This window comes from Pseudomonas koreensis, assembly GCF_025447595.1.
GTDB classification, from domain to species: Bacteria; Pseudomonadota; Gammaproteobacteria; order Pseudomonadales; family Pseudomonadaceae; genus Aquipseudomonas; species Aquipseudomonas koreensis_H.
This window is the reverse complement of record NZ_JAOEJU010000002.1, coordinates 71570-96887: the sequence shown is the minus strand read 5'-3', so window position 1 is coordinate 96887 and position 25318 is coordinate 71570. Positions and strand designations below refer to the sequence as shown.

Genomic DNA, 25318 nt, shown 5'->3' with positions numbered 1-25318 from the left:
ACCGTTAAACCGCGGCAGCGCCGCCGACGATTTCCGAGATCTCTTGGGTGATCGCAGCCTGACGCGCCTTGTTGTAGATCAGCTGCAAATCGCTGATCAAATCACCGGCGTTGTCGGTAGCGTTCTTCATCGCGATCATCCGCGCAGCCTGTTCAGCCGCGTTGTTCTCGACCACCGCCTGGTACACCTGCGACTCCACGTAACGCACCATCAAGCCGTCAAGCAGCTCTTTGGCGTCTGGTTCGTAGAGGTAGTCCCAGTGGTGCTTGAGTTCTTGATCCGGGGTCGCCACCAGTGGAATCAACTGCTCCACGGTAGGCTGTTGCGTCATGGTGTTGATGAACTTGTTGGATACCACGGACAGGCGGTCAATACGGCCGTCCAGATACGCATCCAGCATCACCTTGACGCTGCCGATCAGATCATTGATCGACGGCTCTTCCCCCAGGTGGCTGATAGCTGCAACGACGTTACCGCCGAAGTTGCGGAAAAAGGCCGCACCCTTGCTACCAACGACACACAGATCGATCTCGACGCCGTTTTCGCGGTTTACCGCCATGTCCTTGACCAGGGCCTTGAACAGGTTGGTGTTCAAGCCGCCGCACAGACCGCGGTCACTGCTCACGACGACATAACCGACGCGTTTTACTTCGCGATCGATCATGAACGGGTGGCGGTATTCCGGGTTGGCGTTGGCCAGATGCCCAATTACCTGGCGGATACGCTCCGCATAAGGACGGCTAGCAGCCATGCGCATTTGTGCCTTGCGCATTTTGCTGACCGCCACTTTTTCCATGGCGCTGGTAATTTTTTGCGTGCTTTTGATGCTCGCAATCTTACTGCGAATCTCTTTTGCGCCTGCCATGTAACACCTATCAGGTTAGCAAGCGGGAGCCTTGCGGCTCCCGCTGCGGCTTACCAGGTTTGGGTGGCCTTGAACTTCTCGATACCAGCCTTCAGGCCAGCGTCGATTTCGTCATTGAAGTCACCTTTAACGTTGATCTTGGCCATCAAATCGGCGTGATCGCGGTTGAAGAAAGCGATCAGCGCTTGTTCGAAGCTGCCGATCTTGGTGATTTCGATGTCGGTCAGGAACCCACGCTCAGCGGCATACAGCGACAGCGACATGTCGGCGATCGACATTGGCGCGTATTGCTTCTGCTTCATCAGCTCGGTAACGCGCTGACCATGTTCAAGTTGCTTGCGGGTCGCTTCGTCCAGGTCAGAAGCGAACTGGGCGAATGCCGCCAGTTCACGGTACTGAGCCAGAGCGGTACGGATACCACCGGACAGCTTCTTGATGATCTTGGTCTGAGCGGCACCACCCACACGGGATACCGAAACACCGGCGTTCACTGCTGGGCGGATGCCCGAGTTGAACATGGCCGATTCCAGGAAGATCTGACCGTCGGTGATGGAAATCACGTTGGTCGGAACGAACGCGGAAACGTCGCCAGCCTGGGTTTCGATGATCGGCAGTGCGGTCAGGGAACCGGTTTTGCCGGTCACTGCGCCGTTGGTGAACTTCTCTACGTATTCTTCCGAAACGCGGGATGCGCGCTCCAGCAGACGGGAGTGGAGATAGAACACGTCGCCTGGGTAAGCTTCACGGCCTGGTGGACGGCGCAGCAGCAGGGAAATCTGGCGGTAAGCCACTGCTTGCTTGGACAGATCGTCATAAACGATCAGCGCGTCTTCACCGCGGTCGCGGAAGAATTCACCCATGGTGCAACCGGAGTACGGAGCCAGGAATTGCAGTGCTGCAGATTCCGAAGCGCTCGCTGCAACGATGATGGTGTTAGCCAGTGCACCGTTTTCTTCCAGCTTGCGAACCACGTTGGCGATGGTCGATTGCTTCTGACCGATTGCCACGTAGACGCAGAAAATGCCGCTGTCTTTCTGGTTGATGATCGCGTCGATCGCCAGAGCGGTCTTACCGATCTGACGGTCACCGATGATCAGCTCACGCTGGCCACGGCCGACAGGGATCATGGCATCGACAGCCTTGTAGCCAGTCTGTACAGGCTGGTCTACCGACTTACGCCAGATCACGCCCGGAGCAACTTTCTCGACCGCGTCGGTCTCGGTGTTGCCCAGTGGACCTTTGCCGTCAACAGGGTTACCCAGTGCGTCGACAACGCGACCCAGCAGTTCCTTACCAACCGGAACTTCGAGGATGCGGCCGGTGCACTTGGCGCTCATGCCTTCAGCCAGACTGGTGTATGCGCCCAGTACAACGGCACCTACGGAGTCTTGCTCCAGGTTGAGGGCCATACCGTAGACGCCGCCCGGAAACTCGATCATCTCGCCGTACATGACGTCGGCCAGACCGTGAATCCGCACGATACCGTCAGATACGCTGACGACAGTGCCTTCGTTACGGGCTTGGGAGGTCACATCGAGCTTTTCGATGCGGCCCTTGATAATTTCACTTATTTCGGAAGGATTGAGTTGCTGCATTGCTCTGCTGCCCCTTCAAACTCAAGATTTCAATGCTTCGGCAAGTTTCGCGATTTTGCCGCGAATCGAGCCATCGATAACCAGGTCGCCGGCGCGGATCACGACACCACCTATAAGGGCAGCATCCTCCGCAACTTGCAGGCGCACTTCCCGGTTGAGTCGTGCACTGAGAACCTTGGCGAGTTTGTCTTGCTGTTCTTGGTTCAATGCAAAAGCACTGGTCACTTCAACGTCTACCGATTTCTCTTGTTCGGCCTTGTACAGGTCGAAAAGAGCGGCGATCTCCGGCAGAAGCGGGAGACGGTCGTTTTCGGCAACGACATTGATGAAGTTCTGTGCCTTGGCATCAAACTTGTCGCCGCACACGTCAATGAACGTGGCGGCCTTTTCTGCGCTCGTCAGTCGCGGGGCCTTGAGCACGCGCTGCATGGTGTCATCTTGTGACACCGCTGCAGCCAGGCCGAGCATGGCTGACCAATTGGCCAGTTGCTGGTGGGCCTGAGCGTGCTCGAAGGCCGCCTTAGCGTAAGGTCGGGCCAACGTGGTCAGTTCTGCCATGATCGCCCTCGCTTAGATTTCAGCAGCCAGTTGGTTAACCAGCTCTGCGTGCGCGTTTTGATCGATTGTGGCACCCAGGATCTTCTCGGCGCCGCCGACAGCCAGCAAGCCCACTTGGGCGCGCAGCTTGTCTTTGACACTGTTCAGTTCCTGTTCGATCTCGGCTTGAGCCTGAACCTTCACACGGTCAGCGTCGACGCGGGCCTTTTCAACGGCCTCTTCGACAATCTGGTTACCGCGTTTCTTGGCTTGCTCGATGATTTCAGCTGCCTGAGCTTTCGCTTCGCGCAGTTGCTGACCCGCTTTTTCTTGGGCCAACTCCAGGTCGCGAGCTGCACGGCTGGCAGCGTCCAGACCATCAGCGATCTTCTTTTGACGTTCGTGCAGAGCCGCGATGACCGGAGGCCATACGAACTTCATGCAGAACAGTACAAAAATCAGGAACGCAACGGACTGGCCAATCAGGGTCGCATTAATGTTCACGCCAACACCTCGCAGTTACGTTGTCCATCACACCAAATCACTCGGAAAATCCGAATGATTAGCCAGCGATTTGACCAACGAACGGGTTCGCAAAGGTGAAGAACAGAGCGATACCAACACCGATCATGGTTACGGCGTCGAGCAGACCGGCAACGATGAACATTTTAACTTGCAGCATTGGAACCATTTCTGGTTGACGCGCTGCGCCTTCCAGGAACTTGCCGCCCAGCAGGCCGAAACCAATTGCGGTACCCAGTGCGCCCAGGCCGATCAACAGTGCAACAGCGATAGCAGTTAGACCAACTACAGTTTCCATCTTTCCTCCCGACTTTTACGTCGTATGGTTTAGGTTTTTTAGATTAAAGCGGTAAAACAAATCGTTTCATGGTGCCCCGTGAGGAGCCCCTTCCCGTTTGACCGGGAAGGACATCAGACTAGTCGAGACTGGTCTTAATGGTTTTCTTCGTGCGCCATCGACAGGTAGACGATGGTCAGCATCATGAAGATGAACGCCTGCAGGGTGATGATCAGGATGTGGAACACAGCCCACGCCCACTGCAGGACAACGCCCAGGCCGCTCAGCCAGAGCAGGCCGCTGCCGAACATCACAGCGATCAGGATGAACACCAGCTCGCCGGCATACATGTTGCCGAACAGACGCAGAGCCAGAGAGATCGGTTTGGCGATCAGGGTCACGAATTCCAGCAGGAAGTTCACCGGGATCAGCAGGGCCTGAACGAAGATGTTCTTGCTGCCGAACGGGTGCAGGGTCAGCTCGCCGATGAAGCCGCCGAGGCCCTTGACCTTGATGCTATAGAAAATGATCAGTGCGAAAACCGAGAACGCCATGCCCAGGGTCGCGTTCGGGTCGGTAGTCGACACGGCGCGGAACGGGATGTGGTGGTCGCCGGAGATCAGGATGGCCAGCTGAGGAATCCAGTCGACCGGTACCAGGTCGACGGCGTTCATCAGGAACACCCAGACGAAGATGGTCAGTGCCAGCGGTGCAATCACCGGGCTACGGCCATGGAAGCTGTCTTTCACGCTGCCATCGACGAATTCGACCAGGACTTCAACGAAGTTCTGCAGTGCACCCGGCTGACCGGAAGTCGCCTTCTTGGCCGCCATGCGGAAAAGAATGACAAAGATCAGACCCAGCGCGACCGACCAGCCGAGAGTATCGACGTGGAAAGCCCAGAAGCCCATTTCCTTGGCTTCTGCTGCGGTGTGGGCAAAGCCCCAGCCGCCGTTGGGTAGCTGACCGAAGGTCAGGTTCTGCAAGTGGTGCTGGATATAGCCCGAAGCGGTTGTTTCTGCCATGGTTGCCTCAAACGCCCTAAGGTCTCGAAAGTCTTGTTCTCATCAGCAGGGGAGCGAACCAGCTGACCGACTGAGTCAGCACGAAGGCGCCGAATACAGCGATCGGCGCCAGTGGCTTCACACCTGCAAACACCAGTGCAAACAGCACTGCCGTCAAAATCAGTTTGCCTGCCTCGCCGGCATAGAAAGACCGGACGATGGACTGGGCTGCTCGGGCGCCGGAAAACCGAAATGCCTTGTGAGCGAAATATACATTGGGCAGCAAGGCTATCAGGCCTCCGCAAAGTCCCGAGTATCCGGCAACGACTCCGTGCCATTGCCAGAGCGCCAAAGCGGCGATCAGCAAAATGACAAATTGAGCCATCAACACCGGAAAAACCGCCAGGCGATGGAACGGCAGGCGGTTTGGCTTGCGGGTTTCCATCACTATTGCTCTCCAATGGTCGGCTGCCGAAATTCAATAACTTGGCATAATTTGTGCCGACAAAATGCGCGCAGAGTATAGGGGCGGTTCTGCCCCTATTCAACTGTCAGGTAGTGATTTCCGACTGCGCGCTACAAGAGCAATTGTTTCAGCGGATGTGTGCGAGCACACCTTGGAGCTCGTCGAGGGAGTTGTAACCGATCACCAACTGGCCTTTACCCTTCTTGCCGTGGCGAATCTGCACCGCAGAGCCTAGGCGCTCGGCCAGACGTTGCTCGAGGCGAGCGATATCCGGGTCGGGTTTGGACGGTTCGACCGGCTCCGGTTTGCCACTCAACCACTGACGAACCAGTGCCTCGGTTTGGCGCACGGTGAGGCCGCGTGCGACAACATGTCGCGCCCCTTCCACCTGCTGATTGTCCGGCAGACCGAGCAATGCACGGGCATGACCCATTTCCAGGTCACCGTGGGACAGCATGGTCTTGATGACTTCCGGCAGGGCAATCAGGCGCAAAAGGTTGGCCACGGTGACGCGGGACTTACCCACAGCCTCGGCCACTTGCTGCTGGGTGAGCTGAAATTCCTGTTGCAAGCGCTGCAGGGCCACCGCTTCTTCAATCGGGTTCAGGTCTTCGCGCTGGATGTTTTCGATCAACGCAATGGCGATCGCGGTTTCATCCGGCACGTCGCGGACCATCGCAGGAATGGTTTCCTGGCCGGCCTGCTGACTTGCGCGCCAGCGACGTTCGCCGGCGATGATTTCAAAACGACCACCGCCAATCGGGCGAACCACGATCGGCTGCATCACACCCTGGGCCTTGATCGACTGCGCCAGCTCTTCCAGCGCCTGCGGATCCATGTCCCGGCGTGGCTGATACTTGCCGCGTTGCAGCAGGTCCAGTGGCAGGTGCTGCAACTCACGGCTGTCAGCCTGTGCCGCCTGTTCTTCCAGCGCGCTGACAGTCGGACCGCTCAGCAGTGCATCCAGTCCTCGTCCGAGACCTCGTTTCTTGACGGCCATGGGGATTCCTTAAGTTGGCTGGGCAGCGGCGATGCGTGAATTTTTGCGTTGACGGCGAACCATCTCGCCCGCCAGGGCCAGATAGGCCAGCGCGCCACGCGATTGCTTGTCGTAGGCCAGCGCCGGCATGCCGTAGCTAGGGGCTTCAGCCAGACGGATGTTGCGCGGGATCACCGTGTCGTACAGCTGATCGCCAAAGTGTTCCTTGAGCTGGGCCGAAACGTCGTTCATCAGGCTCAGGCGCGGGTCATACATGGTCCGCAGCAGGCCTTCGACTTTCAGGTTCGGGTTCAGCAGCTCGGCGATGCGCTTGATGTTATCCACAAGGTCGCTCAGACCTTCGAGCGCAAAGTACTCGCACTGCATGGGGATAATCACCCCATCAGCGGCAACCAGTGCATTCAACGTGAGCATCGACAGCGACGGCGGGCAATCGATCAGGATGTAATCGTAGTTTTCACGGATCGGCGCCAGCGCGCTGCGCAGACGGCTTTCCTTCATCTGCATTTCCAGCAGAACGACTTCGGCCGCCGTCAGGTCGCGGTTGGCCGGCAGCAGTTGATAACCGCCGTGTTCCGAATAGTGCATGGCCTGGGCCAGATCGCATTCGCCGATCAGCAGGTCGTAGACCGAGTTTTCCAGGCCATGTTTATCCACACCGCTACCCATGGTGGCGTTGCCCTGTGGATCGAGATCGATCAACAGCACCCGGCGCTTGGTCGCGACCAGGGATGCTGCGAGGTTGATGCAGGTGGTGGTCTTGCCCACACCACCCTTCTGGTTCGCTATCGCGAATACCTTAGCCATTCTTGCTTGTGTTCCCAATCATGCCGTGCGGCGCAGTATCAGCAGATGGCGTTGGCCTTGGCAACCGGGTACGGCCAGGGCGTGTTCGCTATCGAGTTTGAAGTCTGCCGGCAATGCTACCAGCTCATCGGCCGGATGAACGCCCTTCATTGCCAGCCAGCGCGTATCGGCGTCACCGAGGTGGCGAGTCCAGTTGGTGAAGTTCTCCATGCTGCTGAACGCCCGGGAAATGATCCCGTTGAGTGGCTGTGCAGGCTGGAACGCTTCGACGCGACTGTGGATAACTTGCAGGTTATCCAGTTTGAGTTCGAGTTTGACCTGGGTCAGGAAGCGGGTTTTCTTGCCGTTGCTATCCAGGCAGGTCACTTGCGAGTCCGGATACAGGATCGCCAAAGGGATCCCCGGCATGCCGCCGCCGCTGCCGACATCCAGCCAGCGGCCGTTTTCGATGAACGACATCACGCTGAGGCTATCGAGCAGGTGACGGGAAACCATTTCGTCCGGATCGCGAACGGCGGTCAGGTTGTAGGCCTGGTTCCATTTGATCAACAGGGCCAGATAACCCAGCAGCAATTCGTGCTGGGCTTCAGTGAGATTGACACCGAGCGCGCGGGCTCCTGTGGATAACTCTTCGGCGTGTTGCGAAGTGACCTTAGAACTCAAGCGCTTTGCTCCAACTGACGGCCCGCGCCGCGTTTTTTCAAATGAATCATCAACAGCGAAATCGCTGCCGGGGTCACACCCGGGATCCGCGAAGCCTGGCCCAGCGTCTCGGGACGAGTCGCGCCAAGCTTGCTCTGGATCTCCTTGGAGAGACCGGAAATGTTGGTGTAATCGATATCCACAGGCAATTTCGTGTCTTCACTGGCGCGCAGACGGGCGATTTCGTCCTGTTGACGGTCGATGTAACCGGCGTATTTGGTCTTGATTTCGACCTGTTCGGCGACCTGTGGATCTTCGGCGCCCTGCCCGGTCACTTCGACCAGACCAGCGTAGTCGATTTCCGGACGGCTCAAGAGATTGAGCAAGTTGTATTCGTGAGTCAGCGGCGTGCCGAATTTTTCAGCAATCGCATCCCCCTGCGCAGTGCCCGGGCGAACCCAGGTACTTTTCAGGCGTTGCTCTTCGAGTTCGATGTTTTCGCGTTTCTTGCAGAACGCCGCCCAACGCGCGTCATCGACCAGACCCAGTTCGCGACCTTTTTCGGTCAGACGCAGGTCCGCGTTGTCCTCACGCAGGATCAGGCGATACTCGGCACGGGAAGTGAACATGCGGTACGGCTCTTGGGTGCCTAGGGTAATCAGGTCGTCGACCAATACCCCGATGTACGCTTCATCGCGACGCGGGCACCAGGCTTCTTTGCCTTTCGCACGCAGTGCCGCGTTCGCGCCAGCCAGCAAACCCTGGGCGCCGGCTTCTTCGTAACCGGTGGTGCCGTTGATCTGGCCAGCGAAGAACAGACCGCCGATGACTTTGGTTTCCAGGCTGTACTTCAGATCACGCGGATCGAAGTAGTCGTACTCGATCGCATAACCCGGACGCACGATGTGTGCGTTTTCCATGCCGCGGATCGATTGCACGATCTGCAATTGCACGTCGAACGGCAGGCTTGTGGATATCCCGTTCGGGTACAGCTCATGGGTGGTCAGGCCTTCCGGCTCGATGAACACCTGATGGCTTTCCTTGTCGGCAAAGCGGTGGATCTTGTCTTCGATCGACGGGCAATAGCGCGGACCGATACCTTCGATCTCGCCTGCTGCGGAATACATCGGCGAACGGTCGAGGTTCGCCGCGATGATTTCGTGGGTGCGGGCGTTGGTGTGGGTAATCCAGCAACTGACTTGCCGTGGATGCTGTTCCTTGTTGCCCATGAACGACATCACCGGGATCGGCGTATCGCCTGGCTGCTCGGTCATCACCGAGAAATCCACAGACTTGCCGTCGATACGTGGTGGCGTACCGGTTTTCAGTCGACCAACACGCAGCGGCAGGTCACGCAGACGGTGTGCCAGGGCAATCGATGGTGGATCACCGGCACGACCGCCGGAAAAATTCTGCAAACCGATGTGGATAAGTCCGCCCAGGAATGTACCAGTGGTCAACACCACGGAATCCGCGAAGAAACGCAGACCCATTTGTGTAACGACACCGCGTACTTGTTCTTGCTCGACGATCAGATCGTCGGCGGCTTGCTGAAATATCCACAGGTTCGGCTGGTTTTCCAGAATTTCGCGGACAGCAGCCTTGTACAAAATCCGGTCGGCTTGCGCACGGGTCGCACGTACGGCCGGGCCTTTGCGGCTGTTCAACACGCGAAACTGGATGCCACCCAGATCGGTAGCGATGGCCATCGCGCCGCCGAGGGCGTCGATTTCCTTGACCAGATGGCTTTTGCCAATGCCACCGATGGCCGGGTTGCAACTCATGGCACCGAGGGTTTCCACGTTGTGCGTCAGCAGAAGGGTTTTTGCACCCATGCGTGCTGAGGCCAGTGCTGCCTCGGTACCGGCATGACCGCCGCCGATGACGATCACTTCAAAACGGGAAGGGAAATCCACCACGCACCTCGTGCCTGCTTAAGTAGGTAATTCAGGAATAGTTTGAGATCAGGTTTCTGGACCTGGTCGGCAAGTATAGGGACTTCGCCCTTCCTAAAGAACCCTTTGCACAAAATTTAACCAGCTGTGGAGAACTCGCGGTTAAAAGAATAAAAAAGAGAGAAATTTATAAAACCTTTGTTTTAAAGCTTATTCTTACTGCCCATGATTTCTGTGGATAGATTTCTACAGGCCTTTAATTTCAATGTGTACAGGGATTCAAAACTCTGTGTTCATGTGGCCATGAGGCCCTTGGATAACCGGTGTAAGCCTGTGGATGAATGAGGCTGTTATCCACAGAGGCAGTTATGTTCAGTTTTCAGGCCCTGTTATCAACTGGCCTCAGCGGCAGTTATTCACAGGGCTTAATCCACAGAAATCGGACGAATGAAGGAACCGCGGATACGGAAAATCCGCTCAGGAACAGAAAATCTGTCCGGCACTGGAGGAAGGGAATTCAAAGAGGAAGGACAGACAGGTCTCGAACGGACCTGTCTGTGGACAACGGAAGGATTATTTACCGATGCAAAAGCTGGAAAAGATCCGTCCCAACAGATCATCGGAGCTGAAGGCTCCGGTGATTTCCCCAAGAGACTGCTGGGCCTGACGCAGGTCTTCGGCCAGCAATTCACCAGCACCCGCCAACGTCAGTTGGGCCCGTCCATGTTCCAGGGCATCACTGGCATGACGCAGGGCTTCCAGGTGCCGGCGGCGCGCGCTGAAGCTGCTTTCCGATGTTTGTTCATAGCCCATGCAGGCCTTGAGGTGATCACGTAGCAGATCCAGGCCCTCACCAGCGGATTTGGCGCTCAGACTGATCGTTACATGGCCATCGTCACTGACTTCCAGGGCAATAGGCTCACCGGTGAGATCGGCCTTGTTGCGGATCAAGGTGACCTTCGCTGGATCTGGCCGGGTTTCAAGGAATTCTGGCCACAGCGCGAACGGATCGGCGGCCTCAGGCGCAGTGGCATCAACGACCAGCAGCACTCGGTCAGCTTCGCCGATGGCTTTCAACGCTCGTTCAACACCGATCTTTTCCACATGGTCATCGGTATCGCGCAGACCAGCGGTATCCACAACGTGCAGCGGCATGCCGTCGATGTGGATATGTTCACGCAGAATATCCCGGGTAGTGCCGGCGATCTCCGTCACGATCGCAGCTTCTCGACCGGCCAATGCATTCAGCAAGCTGGATTTTCCGGCATTCGGACGACCGGCAATCACCACAGTCATGCCGTCACGCAACAACGCTCCCTGCCCGGCTTCACGCAACACAGTGGATAACTCGCTACGAACCTTGTCGAGCATGCTGAGGACGTGGCCATCGGCGAGGAAGTCGATTTCTTCTTCCGGGAAGTCGATAGCCGCCTCGACATAGATCCGCAAGCCGATCAGCTGTTCGGTGAGATTATGCACACGCTGTGAAAAGGCTCCCTGCAGAGAGCGCAAGGCATTGCGCGCAGCCTGTGCAGAACTTGCCTCGATCAGATCGGCAATCGCTTCAGCCTGAGCCAGATCCAGCTTGTCATTGAGGAAGGCCCGTTCGCTGAATTCGCCGGGACGGGCCAGGCGGCAACCCAGTTCCAGACAACGCTTGAGCAACATGTCGAGGACGATCGGGCCGCCGTGGCCCTGCAGTTCCAGAACGTCTTCGCCGGTGAACGAGTTCGGCCCGGGGAAATACAGCGCCAGACCTTCATCCAGCACCTGTTGATCGTCACTGAAGAACGGGCCGTAGTGGGCAAACCGTGGTTTCAGTTCACGGCCGCTGATGGCTTTGGCCGCAACGCTGGCCAGCGGCCCGGAAATTCGAACGATGCCCACGCCGCCACGGCCCTGGGCGGTAGCGACGGCGGCGATGGTTTCACGAGGTGCGCTCATAAACCGGTATCCAGACAAAAATGGCAGATAGCAAAACGCCCCACTAGGGGGCGTTTTGAGTGGTGTTATCCACAGAGTAAGTTACGCCTCGGCTTTTTTCGTCGCCGCTTCGATCTTACGCGTGATGTACCACTGTTGGGCAATCGACAGGCAGTTGTTCACAACCCAGTACAGCACCAGACCCGCCGGGAACCACAGGAAGAAGAAGGTGAAAATGATTGGCATCATTTTCATTACCTTGGCCTGCATCGGATCCGGAGGTGTAGGGTTCAGACGCTGCTGGATGAACATGGTCGCACCCATGATGATCGGCAGGATGAAGAACGGATCCTTGATCGACAGGTCGGTAATCCACAGCATGAACGGCGCTTGACGCATTTCCACGCTTTCTAGCAGAACCCAGTACAGGGAAAGGAAAACCGGCATCTGCACCAGGATCGGCAAGCAACCACCCAGCGGATTGATCTTCTCTTTCTTGTACAGCTCCATCATGGCTTGCGACATTTTCTGCCGGTCATCGCCATGTTGCTCTTTCAGTGCAGCCAGTTTCGGAGCCACGGCGCGCATGCGGGCCATCGACTTGTAGCTGGCGGCCGACAGAGGGAAGAAGATCCCTTTGATCAGCATGGTCAGGAAGATGATCGACCAGCCCCAGTTGCCGACGATGCTGTGGATATGTTGCAGCAACCAGAAGATTGGCTGGGCAATGAACCACAGAATGCCGTAGTCGACAGTCAGTTCCAGACCTGGGGACAACTCTTTCAGCACAGCCTGGCTTTTCGGACCGGCGTAAAGAACAGCGCTGGTTTCTACTTTCGCACCCGGCGCAGCGGTCAGCGAAGGACCGGTGTACCCGATGATGTAGTTGCCTTTGCTGTCTTTACGGGTCTGGACGATGTTGTTTTCGCCCTTCGGAGCAACCCATGCAGTCACGAAGTAGTGTTGCAGCCAGGCTACCCAACCACCAGTGACAGTTTCCTTGAGCTGAGCTTTGTCCATGTCCTTCATGGACACTTTTTTGTACGGTTCGGAACTTGTCCACAGGGCGGCGCCCAGATAAGTCGCAGTACCGGTAGCAGTAGTCGACGAAGGATCGGCGCTTGCATCGCGTTTCAGCTGGGCAAACATCGAACCGGACCAAGGCTGAGCGCTCTGGTTGTCGATCAGATAGGTCACGGTCACGTCATACAGGCCACGTTTCAGAGTGAAACGCTTGATGTAATTGACGCCGTCCTTGCTGAATTTCAGGTCGACGACCAGTTGGTCCTGACCGTCAGCCAGTTGATAAGTCTTCTTCTCCGAGGAGTAGATCGGACGACCGGCCGGGTTTGCATCTGGACCGTTGGTGCCAATCAGACCGCTTTGTGCCAGATAAGTACGTTCGCCGCCGTTGTCGAACAGCTGGAACGGAACGTCCGGACGATCCTGACGACGTGGATACAGCGGCAAGGTCAACTGAGCAACATCGCCACCTTGTGGATCGATCGCGAGATCGAGCACGTCGGTCTTGATCTGGATCAGATCCTTGCTGACGGCGACCGGCGTTTCGGCAGGTGCGCTGGTATCGCTTGCGGCGCGCGGAATATCGTCACTGGCAGCAGCATTATTGCCAGTGGCGGTGTCCGGCAAACCGGATGTAGTCGTACTGGAAGCAACATTCTGAGTCGGCAGGGCAGCCTGACCATAGTCCTGGTTCCATTTAAGGACCATGACGTAGGACACGATTGCCAGGGCGACGATCAGGATCGTGCGTTTGATATCCATGATTACTCGGCCATCGAAGAAGAACGGGAGGTAGGGATAGGTGGAACCGGGTCATAACCACCGGGATTCCACGGATGACAGCGACCTAAACGACGAAAGGTCAGCCAGCCACCGCGCAGAAGGCCATGATTTTCGATGGCTTCATACGCGTAGCAAGAACAACTGGGGTAGAAACGACAGTGACTGGCCATCAGGGGACTAATGGCGTAGCGATAAAACTGGATCGGAACGAGTGCCAGTTTACGCATCTGGACTGTCTACCCCTACAGTTTCGGTTTTGACTGCCGGTACTGGCTTGTTGCGCGCCAGACGCTTCCAGAGTTTGCCGAAATGCTGAATCAATTCGGGGTTTTCTACATCGCCCAAACCTTTGCGCGCGACGATAACGATGTCCCAGCCGACCAGTGAATCCTGGTGCAGGCGAAACGATTCGCGCATAAGACGTTTGAGGCGATTGCGCTCGACGGAGAGCTTGACGCTCTTTTTCCCGATAACCAGCCCGAGACGGGGGTGATCGAGATCGTTGTTGCGCGCAAGGAGCAGGAGATTTTTCCCCGGAACCTTGCCGGTAGGGGAGTCAAAGACTGCCTTGAAATGCCGGGGTGTAAGCAGACGCTTTTCCCGACTGAAGTCCTGACTCACCTCCAGTGCCGGATTATCAAACTGCCAGACGTGCGCGGCCTTTGGCGCGACGACGCGACAGTACGGCACGACCGTTCTTGGTAGCCATGCGAGCACGGAAACCGTGGGTACGAGCGCGTTTGATAGTGCTTGGTTGGAAAGTACGTTTCATGTCGTGTTACCTGGTTCGTCCACAACGGGCCGGAATGGCCCCCGTTTTAAGAGACCGGGGATTCTAGAGAAAGCAAGCCAATAGGTCAATTTCCAACCAACGTTTCCTTATAAATAGATCTTCGGAGCTGCCAGGACCTGATTACCCGGTTTGCCAAAGATAAAAATAAAGAAGGGAATTATTTAAAGCTTTTCTGTAAAGCTTGTAAAAGCTAGGCACCCCCTTCTCTGTGGATAACTGGCTTGAGGCCTTGCTTCAAGCGGTGTACAGAGAATGACAACTACAGTGGAAAACCGTGTTCAGCCTGTGCTTCGCTGTCGGATAACCTGTGTGTGGAATAGGTGGTTATCCACAGGCTGGTTATCCACCGACTTTCGCCCCCAGTTGTCCAGTGTGCTCAGATAGGGTTATCCACAGAGCTTATGCACACACCGTCGGTCGCCTTTTTCGCGTTTAACGCATTGATAAATCATGTCCACCGGGCAACCTGCATGTGGATAAGTGGACGACTGGCCGCTACAATGGCCGCTTGTTTTTGCCTCACCGGCTTTCAACTTAGGGGATATCCGTGTCAGTGGAACTTTGGCAGCAGTGCGTGGAGCTTTTGCGCGAAGAGCTGCCTGCCCAACAATTCAACACCTGGATCCGTCCACTACAGGTCGAAGCCGAAGGCGACGAGTTGCGCGTCTACGCACCGAACCGTTTTGTTCTGGACTGGGTCAACGAAAAGTACCTGGGACGCGTCCTTGAACTGCTGGATGAGCATGGCAACGGTCTGGCACCGTCGCTCTCCTTATTAATAGGCAGCAAACGCAGTTCGGCGCCGCGTGCCGCACCGAATGCGCCATTGGCTGCTGCGCAAGTGTCCCAGGCTCAGGCCAATACCGCGCCGGCCAGTGCGCCAGCACCAGCTCCGACGCCTGCGCCGACCAAGCGCTCGACGCAGAAAACCGAAGAAATCAGTGAAGAGCCGTCACGCGACAGCTTTGATCCGATGGCCGGTGCCGCTTCGCAACAGGCCCCGGTGCGCGCCGAACAGCGCACCGTGCAGGTCGAAGGCGCGCTCAAGCACACCAGCTACCTCAACCGCACCTTCACCTTCGAGAATTTCGTCGAAGGTAAATCCAACCAGCTCGCCCGTGCGGCGGCCTGGCAGGTGGCAGACAACCCGAAGCACGGCTACAACCCGCTCTTCCTTTATGGTGGCGTGGGTCTGGGTAAGACGCACTTGATGCACGCGGTGGGTAACCATCTATTAAAGAAGAACCCGAATGCAAAGGTCGTGTACCTGCATTCCGAGCGTTTCGTGGCCGATATGGTCAAGGCGCTGCAACTGAACGCGATCAACGAGTTCAAGCGTTTCTACCGTTCGGTGGACGCCCTTCTGATCGACGATATTCAGTTCTTCGCCCGCAAGGAACGTTCCCAGGAAGAGTTTTTCCACACCTTCAACGCACTGCTTGAAGGTGGCCAGCAGGTCATTCTTACCAGTGACCGCTACCCGAAAGAGATCGAAGGCCTTGAAGAGCGCCTCAAATCCCGCTTCGGCTGGGGCCTGACGGTTGCCGTCGAGCCGCCGGAACTGGAAACCCGCGTCGCGATCTTGATGAAGAAGGCCGACCAGGCCAAAGTCGAGTTGCCACACGATGCGGCGTTCTTCATTGCCCAACGCATTCGCTCCAACGTCCGTGAGCTGGAAGGCGCGCTGAAACGCGTGATCGCCCACTCGCACTTCATGGGTCGCGACATCACCATCGAGTTGATTCGCGAATCCCTGAAAGACCTGTTGGCGTTGCAGGACAAACTGGTCTCTGTGGATAACATTCAGCGCACCGTCGCCGAGTACTACAAGATCAAGATCTCCGACTTGCTGTCCAAGCGCCGTTCGCGTTCGGTCGCTCGTCCGCGTCAGGTGGCCATGGCATTGTCCAAGGAACTGACCAACCACAGCCTGCCGGAAATCGGCGATGTGTTTGGCGGCCGCGACCACACGACCGTGTTGCACGCCTGCCGCAAGATCAACGAACTTAAGGAATCCGACGCGGACATCCGCGAGGACTACAAGAACCTGCTGCGTACTCTGACCACTTGATGAACACCAGCGCAGCTTATTAAGGCAAGGGACTAGACCATGCATTTCACCATTCAACGCGAAGCCCTGTTGAAACCCCTGCAACTGGTCGCAGGCGTCGTCGAGCGCCGACAGACCTTGCCGGTACTGTCCAACGTGCTGCTGGTTGTCGATGGCCAGCAACTGTCGCTGACCGGTACCGACCTGGAAGTCGAGCTGGTCGGTCGCGTGCAACTCGAGGAGCCGGCTGAAACAGGTTCCATCACTGTGCCTGCGCGCAAGCTGATGGACATCTGCAAGAGCCTGCCGAACGATGCGCTGATCGACATCAAGGTCGACGAGCAGAAGCTGGTGGTGAAAGCCGGCCGTAGCCGTTTCACCCTGTCGACCCTGCCGGCCAATGACTTCCCGACTGTGGAAGAAGGCCCGGGTTCGCTGACCACCAGCCTGGAACAGAGCAAGCTGCGTCGCCTGATCGAACGCACCAGTTTCGCCATGGCTCAACAGGACGTGCGTTACTACCTCAACGGTATGTTGCTGGAAGTGTCGACTGGTGTGATCCGTGCCGTGGCTACTGACGGTCACCGTCTGGCCATGTGCTCGATGCAGGCCGACATCGGTCAGCAGGAACGCCATCAGGTGATCGTGCCGCGTAAAGGCATTCTCGAACTGGCACGTCTGCTCACTGAGCCGGACGGCAATGTCAGCATCGTCCTGGGACAGCATCACATCCGTGCGACCACCGGCGAATTCACATTTACTTCGAAACTGGTCGACGGCAAGTTTCCGGACTACGAGCGCGTTCTGCCGAAGGGCGGCGACAAACTGGTACTCGGCGATCGTCAGGCGCTGCGTGAGGCATTCAGCCGTACCGCGATTCTGTCCAACGAGAAGTACCGCGGTATCCGTCTGCAACTGGCAAGCGGTCAGCTGAAGATCCAGGCCAACAACCCGGAGCAGGAAGAAGCGGAAGAAGAAGTCGGCGTGGAATACAACGGCGGTTCCCTGGAGATCGGCTTCAACGTCAGCTATCTGCTGGACGTGCTGGGCGTGATGACCACTGAGCAGGTTCGTCTGATCCTGTCCGACTCCAACAGCAGTGCGCTGGTGCAAGAGTCCGACAATGACGATTCGGCTTACGTTGTCATGCCGATGCGTCTGTAATCAGCTGACTCTGGATGTCGCTAAGTCGCGTCTCGGTCACCGCGGTGCGCAATCTGCACCCGGTGACCTTCTCCCCCTCCCCCCGAATCAACATTCTTTACGGCGCCAACGGCAGCGGCAAAACCAGTGTTCTGGAAGCCATTCACCTGCTGGGGCTTGCCCGTTCGTTTCGTAGCACGCGGCTGTTGCCGGTCATTCAGTATGAACAGCTTGCCTGTACCGTATTCGGTCAGGTGGAGCTCGCCGAAGGTGGCCATAGTGCATTGGGCATATCCCGCGACCGTCAGGGCGAATTCCAGATCCGCATCGACGGTCAGAATGCCCGCAGCGCTGCGCAACTGGCGGAGATCCTGCCGCTGCAGTTGATCAACCCCGACAGCTTCCGCCTGCTGGAAGGCGCGCCGAAGATTCGCCGGCAGTTCCTCGACTGGGGCGTGTTCCACGTCGAGCCGCGGTTCATGGCCACCTGGCAGCGTTTGCAGAAGGCCTTGCGCCAGAGAAACTCCTGGCTGCGGCATGGTACACTTGACGCCGTTTCGCAAGCGGTTTGGGACAGGGAACTGTGCCAGGCCAGCGCTGAAATCGATGAATACCGCCGCGCTTACATCAAAGCCTTGAAACCAGTCTTTGAACAAACCTTGAGCGAACTGGTTGAGCTCGAAGGTTTGACGCTCAGCTATTACCGAGGCTGGGACAAGGATCGGGAATTAAGCGCCGTACTTGCCGGATCCGTGCAACGGGACCAGCAAATGGGTCATACCCAGGCCGGGCCACAACGGGCTGACTTGCGTCTTAGATTGGGCGCACACAACGCCGCGGACATCTTGTCCCGGGGGCAGCAGAAGTTGGTGGTCTGTGCGTTGCGGATTGCCCAAGGGCATCTGGTGAGTCAGGCCCGACGCGGCCAGTGTATTTATCTGGTGGATGACTTGCCGTCCGAGCTGGACGAGAGCCACCGTCGCGCGCTGTGCCGCTTGCTGGAAGACTTACGCTGCCAGGTCTTTATCACCTGTGTAGATCACGAATTATTGAGGGAAGGCTGGCAGACGGAAACGCCAGTCGCTCTGTTCCACGTGGAACAGGGCCGTATCACCCAGACCCACGACCATCGGGAGTGAAGGCATTGAGCGAAGAAAATACGTACGACTCATCGAGCATTAAAGTGCTGAAAGGCCTGGATGCCGTGCGCAAACGTCCCGGTATGTACATTGGTGACACCGACGATGGCAGCGGTCTGCACCACATGGTGTTCGAGGTGGTCGACAACTCGATCGACGAAGCCCTCGCCGGCCACTGCGACGACATCAGCATCATCATCCACCCGGATGAGTCCATCACCGTTAAAGACAACGGCCGTGGCATCCCGGTAGACGTGCACAAAGAGGAAGGCGTTTCCGCCGCCGAGGTCATCATGACCGTGCTCCACGCTGGCGGTAAGTTCGACGATAACTCCTACAAGGTATCCGGCGGTCTGCACGGTGTAGGTGTTTCGGTTGTGAACGCGCTGTCCGAAGAACTGGTCCTGACCGTTCGCCGTAGCGGCAAGATCTGGGAACAGACCTACGTCCATGGCGTGCCTCAGGCACCGATGGCGATCGTTGGCGACAGCGAAACCACAGGTACCCAGATTCACTTCAAGGCTTCCAGCGAAACCTTCAAGAACATTCACTTCAGCTGGGACATCCTGGCCAAGCGCATTCGTGAACTGTCCTTCCTCAACTCCGGTGTCGGTATCGTCCTCAAGGATGAGCGCAGCGGCAAGGAAGAGTTGTTCAAATACGAAGGCGGCCTGCGTGCGTTCGTTGAATACCTGAACACCAACAAGACTGCGGTCAACCAGGTGTTCCACTTCAACATCCAGCGTGAAGACGGCATCGGCGTGGAAATCGCCCTGCAGTGGAACGACAGCTTCAACGAGAACCTGTTGTGCTTCACCAACAACATTCCGCAGCGCGACGGCGGCACCCACCTGGTGGGCTTCCGTTCTGCACTGACGCGTAACCTGAACAACTACATCGAGCAGGAAGGTCTGGCGAAGAAGCACAAAGTCGCCACCACCGGTGACGATGCCCGTGAAGGCCTGACCGCGATCATCTCGGTGAAGGTGCCGGATCCGAAGTTCAGCTCCCAGACCAAAGACAAGCTGGTGTCTTCCGAAGTGAAGACCGCCGTCGAACAGGAGATGGGCAAGTACTTCTCCGACTTCCTGCTGGAAAACCCGAACGAAGCCAAACTGGTCGTCGGCAAGATGATCGACGCTGCCCGTGCCCGTGAAGCGGCGCGCAAGGCCCGTGAGATGACCCGCCGCAAAGGCGCGCTGGACATCGCCGGCCTGCCGGGCAAGCTCGCTGACTGCCAGGAAAAAGACCCTGCGCTGTCCGAACTGTACCTCGTGGAAGGTGACTCCGCGGGCGGCTCTGCCAAGCAGGGACGTAACCGCAAGACCCAGGCCATCCTGCCGCTGAAGGGCAAGATCCTCAACGTCGAGAAAGCACGTTTCGACAAGATGATCTCGTCCCAGGAAGTGGGTACCCTGATCACCGCGCTGGGCTGCGGTATCGGTCGCGAAGAGTACAACATCGACAAACTGCGCTATCACAACATCATCATCATGACCGATGCTGACGTCGACGGTTCGCACATCCGTACCCTGCTGCTGACCTTCTTCTTCCGTCAGTTGCCGGAGCTGATCGAGCGCGGCTACATCTACATCGCCCAGCCGCCGCTGTACAAGGTCAAGAAAGGCAAGCAAGAGCAATACATCAAAGACGACGACGCCATGGAAGAGTACATGACGCAGTCGGCCCTCGAAGATGCGAGCCTGCACCTGAACGAAGACGCCCCGGGCATTTCCGGCGAAGCGCTGGAACGCCTGGTGAACGACTTCCGCATGGTGATGAAGACCCTCAAGCGTCTGTCGCGCCTGTACCCGCAGGAGCTGACCGAGCACTTCATCTACCTGCCGGCCGTCAGCCTGGAAATGCTCGGCGACCACGCCAAGATGCAAGACTGGCTGGCCCAGTACGAAGTCCGTCTGCGCACCGTCGAGAAATCGGGTCTGGTCTACAAGGCCAGCCTGCGTGAAGACCGTGAACGTGGCGTGTGGCTGCCAGAGGTCGAACTGATCTCCCACGGCCTGTCGAACTACGTAACCTTCAACCGCGACTTCTTCGGCAGCAACGACTACAAGACCGTCGTCACCCTCGGCGCTCAACTGAGCACCCTGCTCGACGAAGGCGCGTACATCCAGCGTGGCGAGCGCAAGAAAGCGGTCACCGAGTTCAAGGAAGCCCTGGACTGGCTGATGGCCGAAAGCACCAAGCGCCACACGATCCAGCGATACAAAGGTCTGGGCGAAATGAACCCGGATCAGCTGTGGGAAACCACCATGGACCCAAGCGTGCGCCGCATGCTGAAAGTCACCATCGAAGACGCCATTGGCGCAGACCAGATCTTCAACACCCTGATGGGTGATGCGGTCGAACCTCGCCGTGACTTCATCGAGAGCAATGCTCTGGCGGTGTCCAACCTGGATTTCTGATCCCTTTCAGATTTCGGATGGAACTGAAGCCCCTGCTGACAGAGCGTCAACAGGGGCTTTTTGTTAGCAGATAAGTCCCTGCTGGCTGTGCAAAAGCAAAACGGTAACTATTGGAGTTGCACTCAGTACTTAAAGGCCAGCTGGGAGATTTTGAGATGAATGAGCGACACGAGTCATTTGAAGAGCTGAAAATGACTGATAACCAAGGTGCGGAATATTGGTCTGCACGACGCTTGGCCAAGCTGCTTGAGTACTCGGAATATCGGCATTTTTTACCGGTTCTGGCTCGAGCTAAAGAAGCTTGTCAAAACAGTGGTCAGGAAGCCGAAAACCATTTCGAGGATTCGCTCGGAATGGTTTCTATTGGTTCTGGTGCTCAAAGGGAGTTACAGGATGTAAAGCTTTCGCGCTATGCCTGCTATCTGGTGGTCCAGAACGGAGATCCCTCCAAACCGGTAATCGCTGCAGGGCAAACGTACTTCGCCGTTCAAACTCGTCGCCAGGAATTAGCTAACGATGGTTCGTTCCAGCAGTTGCGGGAAGACCAGAAACGGATTTTTCTACGTAATGAGCTGAGAGAACACAATAAACAGCTCGTGGAGGTCGCGCAGCAAGCAGGTGTCGAGTCGGGTCTGGATTTCGCCATCTTCCAGAACCACGGTTATAAAGGCCTTTATGGTGGACTCGATCAGAAAGCGATCCACCAGCGCAAGGGTTTGAAGAAAACACAGAAAATTCTTGATCACATGGGATCTACGGAGCTCGCCGCCAATCTATTCCGAGCAACACAAGCTGAAGATAAATTGGTTCGTGACAACGTTCAGGGAAAAGGAAATGCCAACCAAGTTCACTTTGAGGTTGGCAGGAAAGTCAGGGAAACCATCGTTGAGCTGGGGGGCACCATGCCTGAGGACCTCCCAGTCCCAGAAAGCAGCATCAAACAAATTGAATCAGCAGCGAAGAGGCTTAGAGATCCATCTTTGGATGAATGATTTAAAAATGAGAAGGTAAGCGTCCCGGCGCCTCCCTACTTATTCGGAGACTGCCGCAACACTCTCCAACCGATAGCCATACCCATAAATCGTCAGCAACTGCCAACCCCGATCCGCCGTCAGCCCGAGCTTGTTGCGCAGGCGATAGATATGGGTGTCCAGCGGTCGCGATGTCGACATCTCTTCATGGGGCCAGAATCGTTCGTACAGATAGTCCCGTGACAGCGGTCGTCCAAGGTTGCTGAACAAGCAATGGGCGAGACGATATTCACGTTCAGTCATGACGATCGGTTTCCCGTCGCGGGTGACGGTGAGTTCGGCGTCGTCGAACACCAGGTCGTTGAAACGCAGGACTTCGGCCGGGGCGCTTCGTTGCAGGCTGTGCCGGCGCAATACTGCCGCCACGCGGGCCTTCAGTTCATTGGGCCGAAACGGCTTGCTGACATAGTCGTCGGCCCCGGCATTCAGGGCCTGGACGATGTCGCTTTCACCGTCGCGGCTGGTGAGCATGATGGCCGCCGGCGGGGCTTCCATGTGTTCGCGGGTCCAGCGCAGCAGCGCCAGGCCAGTGAGGTCGGGAAGTTGCCAGTCGAGGATCAGCAAGTCGAAGGTTTCCCGGCGCAACTGTCGCAGCAGGTCTTCACCGCTTTCGAAGCTGTGCAGTGACCAGGGCTGTCCTCCGGCCTCGGCCATTTGTTGCAGGGTCTGCTCGACCCGGCGCAGTTCAGCGGGTTCATCGTCCAGTATCGCAACGCGCATACGCGGTGGTTCCTTGTCGCTCGGGCAATGGGTGCCGGTCTGATCGGCTGACTCCATGCAGTGAAAGTAAGCGGCACGCCGTGGGGTGAGCCGCTATGATTCTTCGGGTCTACGTCCTCAGACCGGCTGCCTATGAAACCATTCAACCCGCCCTGCCCTGTTTCCCATGAATAACCAACGCCGACACGAAAGCCGCGTACCCAGCCAGGTTCAGCGATTGTTCCGGCAACTGGTGCGCGAGTGGATGTGGATAAGTCTAGTGCTGTTGCCGCTGACTGCACTGCTTTCCTGGCGTGCGCAGATCAATTTGCATGACCCGGCCCCGTTGATGGGTGCAGGACTCTCGGTAGCGATGGTCGCGTGCGTACTTGGGTTGCTGCTGTGGCGTCCGCGTCTGGCGCTCTGGCTGACATTGGGCGGGATTGCCTGCGTGCTGTTGACCAGTGCAGGCCTGGCGGAAATGAGGCGTTGGTGGTCGCCGACGCCTGCGGCGCTGGGCATGCTGTTCGGCTATCTGATCTGGAACTGGCGGCGCCTGAGTGTGGTGCTGACCTACTTCGGCTGGGAGCTGGCGCGGCTGGACAGTGAACCGAAAGTCTTTCCCGAACGACGCCGGGCACAGTTCCCCAGCGCCGACCGCTTGCAGGGGCAGATCATGGCGCTTGAGCAAGCCATGAGCCGCACCCGCGATACCCGCCGATTCATTGCCGACGGGCTGGAGTATCTGCCGGTTGCGACCCTGATCAGCGATCCTCGGGGGCAAGTCTTGTTGGGCAACCGCAAGGCCCGAAGCCTGTTCGATCACAATCTGGTGGGCGAGGATGTGCTCGATCAACTGGCGAGCCTGGGCTATCCGGAGTTGTCCACAGAGGCGCGCCCGCCGCTATCCGAGCTGCCTCTGCTGGAGTTTCGTGACCACAAGGAACGTAGCCTGCGGCTGGAACGCGCCGCGTTGTTGCCGGTTGATGGAGACCTGCCGATCGGCTGGCTCCTGAGTCTCACTGACCTGAGCGCCGAACGGGCCGCCGAGGAACAGCGTGGCGTGTTGCTGCGCTTCTTGTCCCATGACCTGCGCGCTCCCCATTCGGCGATTCTTGCCCTGCTCGAGGTGCACCGACATCAGACGGGAACGGATTCACCGCTGTTCGAACAGATTGAGCGCCAGGTTCGTCGGGCACTGGAACTCACCGACGGCTTCGTTCTGTTGGCCCGGGCCGAATCGGAGGCCTATCAGTTTCAACCGAGCCTGTTCGGGATGCTGGTCATGGACGTGTTGGATCAGGCGTTGCCCCTCGCCCAGCAAAAGTGCATCGAGCTTTTGAGTGACATGGACGAACAATCCCAGGAGCGCCTGATCCTGGCCGATCAGGGCTTGTTGACCCGCGCGCTGTTCAACCTGCTGGAAAACGCAATCAAGTACAGCCCGGCCGGATCCACCGTCGAGATGCATGTCAGCTGCCACGATGACTGGCTGCGTTGTGAACTGACCGATCAAGGCAAAGGCATCGCTGCAGAGGAACTGCCCGACCTGTTCAGCCAGTACCGGCGCTTTTCTTCTGCACAAGGTATCGACGGCGTGGGCCTGGGGTTGTCGATGGTCAAAGCCGTGGTGGATCACCATGGCGGCCGGATCGAATGTGTGAGCGTGGTCGATCAAGGCACGGCGTTCCGCCTGGAACTGCCGCTGATTGCCGAAGAGCGGGCATAAAAAAACCGGCTATATGAACCGGTTTCCTTACTTCCGAAAAAAACTTATGCACCATTTACGGTGTTTTATCAGTTTCAGAAATATATAAATAAATCAGTCACTTAATTTGGTAATCCGGGATTTTGCGAACAAGCCGTACACAGGTTATCCACAAATCTCAGACAGCGATCTGATCGTTCGCAGCCGGTGCCTCAGGGGCGGGAGGCAGCGAGCCCATCTCCCGTTGGGTCTTCTCGTTCCACGCCTGCACCCGATCATTCAAATCGGCGATGGCGCGAGGGCCACTGCCCTCGGCGTACATCGGCTCACCAATCACCACAGTGATTACGCCGGACTTTTTGCCCCAACCGATTTTCGGCCAGAACTTGCCGGCATTGTGCGCAATCGGCAGTACCGGAAGCGAAGCATTCACCGCCAACGCGCTGCCACTGCGGGAGAACTTGCCGATGGTGCCGTGGGGAACGCGAGTGCCTTCAGGGAAGATCAGCACCCAGACATTGTCCTTAAGCAGCTCGTCACCTTTCGCCGCGACCTGTTTGAGGGCGGCTTTCGGGTTGTCGCGGTCAATCGCGATCGGTCGCAGCATGGCCATCGCCCAGCCGAAGAACGGCACATACAGCAATTCGCGCTTGAGCACCTGGCTCAAGGGCGAGAAATAAGCGGAGAGAAAGAACGTCTCCCAGGTGCTCTGGTGGTTCGATTGAATCACGCAGGGCTGGTCAGGCACGTTTTCCGCGCCTTTGATTTCGTAACGGATACCGAGGAACACCTGGGTCAACCACAAGGCGCAACGGCACCAGTACACGTTGATGAAGCGATAGCGCGCCTTGAACGGCAGAAAGGGCGCGATAAAAAAGCTCAGGCTGCACCACAGCAGAGCGGTGGTGCCCAGCAGCAGGTAAAAGAGGAAGATTCTGATGGCCTGCAGTATCGACATGGCGACGTTTACCGTTACGGGCAATGCCCGACTGT

General features: G+C 57.3%; 24 protein-coding genes. 6 read left to right on the top strand and 18 right to left on the bottom strand.

From position 1 onward, the window contains the following. Positions 1–4: 4 nt before the first annotated feature. The 16 genes from atpG to rpmH all read right to left on the bottom strand — a co-directional run bounded on the left by atpG (position 5) and on the right by rpmH (position 14111). Positions 5–865 (bottom strand): F0F1 ATP synthase subunit gamma, encoded by an 861-nt coding sequence (atpG, locus tag N8H71_RS04255; RefSeq protein ID WP_007954161.1) that lies wholly within the window; start codon positions 863–865, stop codon positions 5–7. A gap of 50 nt (positions 866–915) precedes the next feature. Next, positions 916–2460, bottom strand: coding sequence for a F0F1 ATP synthase subunit alpha (gene atpA, locus N8H71_RS04250; protein WP_230734420.1), 1545 nt, complete (start codon positions 2458–2460; stop codon positions 916–918). Positions 2461–2481: 21 nt separating this feature from the next. Beyond that, positions 2482–3018, bottom strand: a complete 537-nt coding sequence (locus N8H71_RS04245) for a F0F1 ATP synthase subunit delta (protein ID WP_007911956.1) — start codon at positions 3016–3018, stop codon at positions 2482–2484. 12 nt (positions 3019–3030) lie between these two features. Continuing rightward, entirely contained in the window at positions 3031–3501 is a 471-nt protein-coding gene (locus N8H71_RS04240; protein ID WP_007954149.1) for a F0F1 ATP synthase subunit B, read from the bottom strand. A gap of 58 nt (positions 3502–3559) precedes the next feature. Beyond that, positions 3560–3817 (bottom strand): F0F1 ATP synthase subunit C, encoded by a 258-nt coding sequence (atpE, locus tag N8H71_RS04235; protein ID WP_003097235.1) that lies wholly within the window; start codon positions 3815–3817, stop codon positions 3560–3562. Positions 3818–3951: 134 nt separating this feature from the next. Beyond that, positions 3952–4821: a F0F1 ATP synthase subunit A gene (gene atpB, locus N8H71_RS04230; protein ID WP_085686128.1), complete on the bottom strand. Its 870-nt coding sequence runs from the start codon at positions 4819–4821 to the stop codon at positions 3952–3954. A 16-nt stretch (positions 4822–4837) separates the two neighbouring features. Continuing rightward, on the bottom strand, positions 4838–5245 hold the full coding sequence (locus N8H71_RS04225) for a F0F1 ATP synthase subunit I (RefSeq protein ID WP_003229783.1): 408 nt from the start codon (positions 5243–5245) through the stop codon (positions 4838–4840). A 148-nt stretch (positions 5246–5393) separates the two neighbouring features. Beyond that, positions 5394–6266: a ParB/RepB/Spo0J family partition protein gene (locus tag N8H71_RS04220; RefSeq protein ID WP_007954145.1), complete on the bottom strand. Its 873-nt coding sequence runs from the start codon at positions 6264–6266 to the stop codon at positions 5394–5396. A 9-nt stretch (positions 6267–6275) separates the two neighbouring features. After that, on the bottom strand, positions 6276–7073 hold the full coding sequence (locus N8H71_RS04215) for a ParA family protein (RefSeq protein WP_007954142.1): 798 nt from the start codon (positions 7071–7073) through the stop codon (positions 6276–6278). A gap of 18 nt (positions 7074–7091) precedes the next feature. Next, positions 7092–7736, bottom strand: coding sequence for a 16S rRNA (guanine(527)-N(7))-methyltransferase RsmG (gene rsmG / locus N8H71_RS04210; protein ID WP_262193034.1), 645 nt, complete (start codon positions 7734–7736; stop codon positions 7092–7094). After that, on the bottom strand, positions 7733–9631 hold the full coding sequence (gene mnmG / locus N8H71_RS04205; protein WP_262193033.1) for a tRNA uridine-5-carboxymethylaminomethyl(34) synthesis enzyme MnmG: 1899 nt from the start codon (positions 9629–9631) through the stop codon (positions 7733–7735). The genes rsmG and mnmG overlap by 4 nt, the downstream gene beginning before the upstream one ends. Before the next feature lie 552 nt (positions 9632–10183). Continuing rightward, positions 10184–11554 carry a tRNA uridine-5-carboxymethylaminomethyl(34) synthesis GTPase MnmE gene (gene mnmE, locus N8H71_RS04200; protein ID WP_262193031.1) on the bottom strand — a complete coding sequence of 457 codons (1371 nt, stop codon included), beginning with the start codon at positions 11552–11554 and terminating at the stop codon, positions 10184–10186. An 81-nt stretch (positions 11555–11635) separates the two neighbouring features. Next, positions 11636–13318: a membrane protein insertase YidC gene (yidC, locus tag N8H71_RS04195; protein WP_074689782.1), complete on the bottom strand. Its 1683-nt coding sequence runs from the start codon at positions 13316–13318 to the stop codon at positions 11636–11638. Between the two features lie 2 nt (positions 13319–13320). Further along, a complete protein-coding gene (gene yidD, locus N8H71_RS04190; protein ID WP_010465488.1) occupies positions 13321–13566 on the bottom strand; it encodes a membrane protein insertion efficiency factor YidD in 246 nt (81 codons plus the stop codon). Next, a complete protein-coding gene (gene rnpA, locus N8H71_RS04185; RefSeq protein WP_011336726.1) occupies positions 13559–13960 on the bottom strand; it encodes a ribonuclease P protein component in 402 nt (133 codons plus the stop codon). The genes yidD and rnpA overlap by 8 nt, the downstream gene beginning before the upstream one ends. Before the next feature lie 16 nt (positions 13961–13976). Beyond that, positions 13977–14111 carry a 50S ribosomal protein L34 gene (gene rpmH / locus N8H71_RS04180; RefSeq protein WP_003213577.1) on the bottom strand — a complete coding sequence of 45 codons (135 nt, stop codon included), beginning with the start codon at positions 14109–14111 and terminating at the stop codon, positions 13977–13979. A gap of 568 nt (positions 14112–14679) precedes the next feature. Here rpmH and dnaA point away from each other — a divergent pair. From dnaA to dinD, 5 genes are all read left to right on the top strand, one after another. Beyond that, the gene (dnaA, locus tag N8H71_RS04175; protein WP_007954132.1) at positions 14680–16203 is read left to right on the top strand and encodes a chromosomal replication initiator protein DnaA; all 1524 of its coding nucleotides are present in this window, start codon (positions 14680–14682) and stop codon (positions 16201–16203) included. A gap of 39 nt (positions 16204–16242) precedes the next feature. Continuing rightward, positions 16243–17346 carry a DNA polymerase III subunit beta gene (dnaN, locus tag N8H71_RS04170; RefSeq protein WP_007954131.1) on the top strand — a complete coding sequence of 368 codons (1104 nt, stop codon included), beginning with the start codon at positions 16243–16245 and terminating at the stop codon, positions 17344–17346. Between the two features lie 14 nt (positions 17347–17360). Continuing rightward, positions 17361–18464 (top strand): DNA replication/repair protein RecF, encoded by a 1104-nt coding sequence (gene recF, locus N8H71_RS04165; protein WP_003220208.1) that lies wholly within the window; start codon positions 17361–17363, stop codon positions 18462–18464. A 5-nt stretch (positions 18465–18469) separates the two neighbouring features. Next, complete coding sequence (gyrB, locus tag N8H71_RS04160; RefSeq protein ID WP_011331734.1) at positions 18470–20887, top strand: DNA topoisomerase (ATP-hydrolyzing) subunit B; 2418 nt, start codon at positions 18470–18472, stop codon at positions 20885–20887. Positions 20888–21042: 155 nt separating this feature from the next. Then, positions 21043–21879 (top strand): DNA damage-inducible protein D, encoded by an 837-nt coding sequence (gene dinD / locus N8H71_RS04155; RefSeq protein WP_262193029.1) that lies wholly within the window; start codon positions 21043–21045, stop codon positions 21877–21879. Positions 21880–21918: 39 nt separating this feature from the next. On the opposite strand, the gene N8H71_RS04150 is transcribed toward dinD, so the two are convergent. Next, the gene (locus N8H71_RS04150; RefSeq protein WP_085606320.1) at positions 21919–22638 is read right to left on the bottom strand and encodes a response regulator transcription factor; all 720 of its coding nucleotides are present in this window, start codon (positions 22636–22638) and stop codon (positions 21919–21921) included. Between the two features lie 166 nt (positions 22639–22804). On the opposite strand from N8H71_RS04150, the gene N8H71_RS04145 reads away from it, so the two are divergent. Continuing rightward, entirely contained in the window at positions 22805–24346 is a 1542-nt protein-coding gene (locus N8H71_RS04145; RefSeq protein ID WP_262193023.1) for a sensor histidine kinase, read from the top strand. 157 nt (positions 24347–24503) lie between these two features. Here the strand turns inward: N8H71_RS04145 and N8H71_RS04140 are convergent, their stop codons facing one another. Beyond that, the gene (locus tag N8H71_RS04140) at positions 24504–25283 is read right to left on the bottom strand and encodes a lysophospholipid acyltransferase family protein (RefSeq protein WP_262193022.1); all 780 of its coding nucleotides are present in this window, start codon (positions 25281–25283) and stop codon (positions 24504–24506) included. Positions 25284–25318 lie beyond the last annotated feature (35 nt).

Excerpts from the sequence above, each read along its gene's own strand:
- N8H71_RS04140 (WP_262193022.1), bottom strand. The coding sequence starts at position 25,283 with ATGTCGATACTGCAGGCCATCAGAATCTTCCTCTTTTACCTGCTGCTG.
- N8H71_RS04215 (WP_007954142.1), bottom strand. The coding sequence starts at position 7,073 with ATGGCTAAGGTATTCGCGATAGCGAACCAGAAGGGTGGTGTGGGCAAG.
- atpG (WP_007954161.1), bottom strand. The coding sequence starts at position 865 with ATGGCAGGCGCAAAAGAGATTCGCAGTAAGATTGCGAGCATCAAAAGC.
- mnmE (WP_262193031.1), bottom strand. The coding sequence starts at position 11,554 with ATGAGCGCACCTCGTGAAACCATCGCCGCCGTCGCTACCGCCCAGGGC.
- dinD (WP_262193029.1), top strand. The coding sequence starts at position 21,043 with ATGAATGAGCGACACGAGTCATTTGAAGAGCTGAAAATGACTGATAAC.
- rpmH (WP_003213577.1), bottom strand. The coding sequence starts at position 14,111 with ATGAAACGTACTTTCCAACCAAGCACTATCAAACGCGCTCGTACCCAC.
- N8H71_RS04225 (WP_003229783.1), bottom strand. The coding sequence starts at position 5,245 with ATGGAAACCCGCAAGCCAAACCGCCTGCCGTTCCATCGCCTGGCGGTT.
- recF (WP_003220208.1), top strand. The coding sequence starts at position 17,361 with ATGTCGCTAAGTCGCGTCTCGGTCACCGCGGTGCGCAATCTGCACCCG.
- N8H71_RS04150 (WP_085606320.1), bottom strand. The coding sequence starts at position 22,638 with ATGCGCGTTGCGATACTGGACGATGAACCCGCTGAACTGCGCCGGGTC.
- atpA (WP_230734420.1), bottom strand. The coding sequence starts at position 2,460 with ATGCAGCAACTCAATCCTTCCGAAATAAGTGAAATTATCAAGGGCCGC.
- atpE (WP_003097235.1), bottom strand. The coding sequence starts at position 3,817 with ATGGAAACTGTAGTTGGTCTAACTGCTATCGCTGTTGCACTGTTGATC.
- yidC (WP_074689782.1), bottom strand. The coding sequence starts at position 13,318 with ATGGATATCAAACGCACGATCCTGATCGTCGCCCTGGCAATCGTGTCC.
- N8H71_RS04145 (WP_262193023.1), top strand. The coding sequence starts at position 22,805 with ATGAATAACCAACGCCGACACGAAAGCCGCGTACCCAGCCAGGTTCAG.
- atpB (WP_085686128.1), bottom strand. The coding sequence starts at position 4,821 with ATGGCAGAAACAACCGCTTCGGGCTATATCCAGCACCACTTGCAGAAC.
- N8H71_RS04245 (WP_007911956.1), bottom strand. The coding sequence starts at position 3,018 with ATGGCAGAACTGACCACGTTGGCCCGACCTTACGCTAAGGCGGCCTTC.
- N8H71_RS04220 (WP_007954145.1), bottom strand. The coding sequence starts at position 6,266 with ATGGCCGTCAAGAAACGAGGTCTCGGACGAGGACTGGATGCACTGCTG.
- dnaN (WP_007954131.1), top strand. The coding sequence starts at position 16,243 with ATGCATTTCACCATTCAACGCGAAGCCCTGTTGAAACCCCTGCAACTG.
- yidD (WP_010465488.1), bottom strand. The coding sequence starts at position 13,566 with ATGCGTAAACTGGCACTCGTTCCGATCCAGTTTTATCGCTACGCCATT.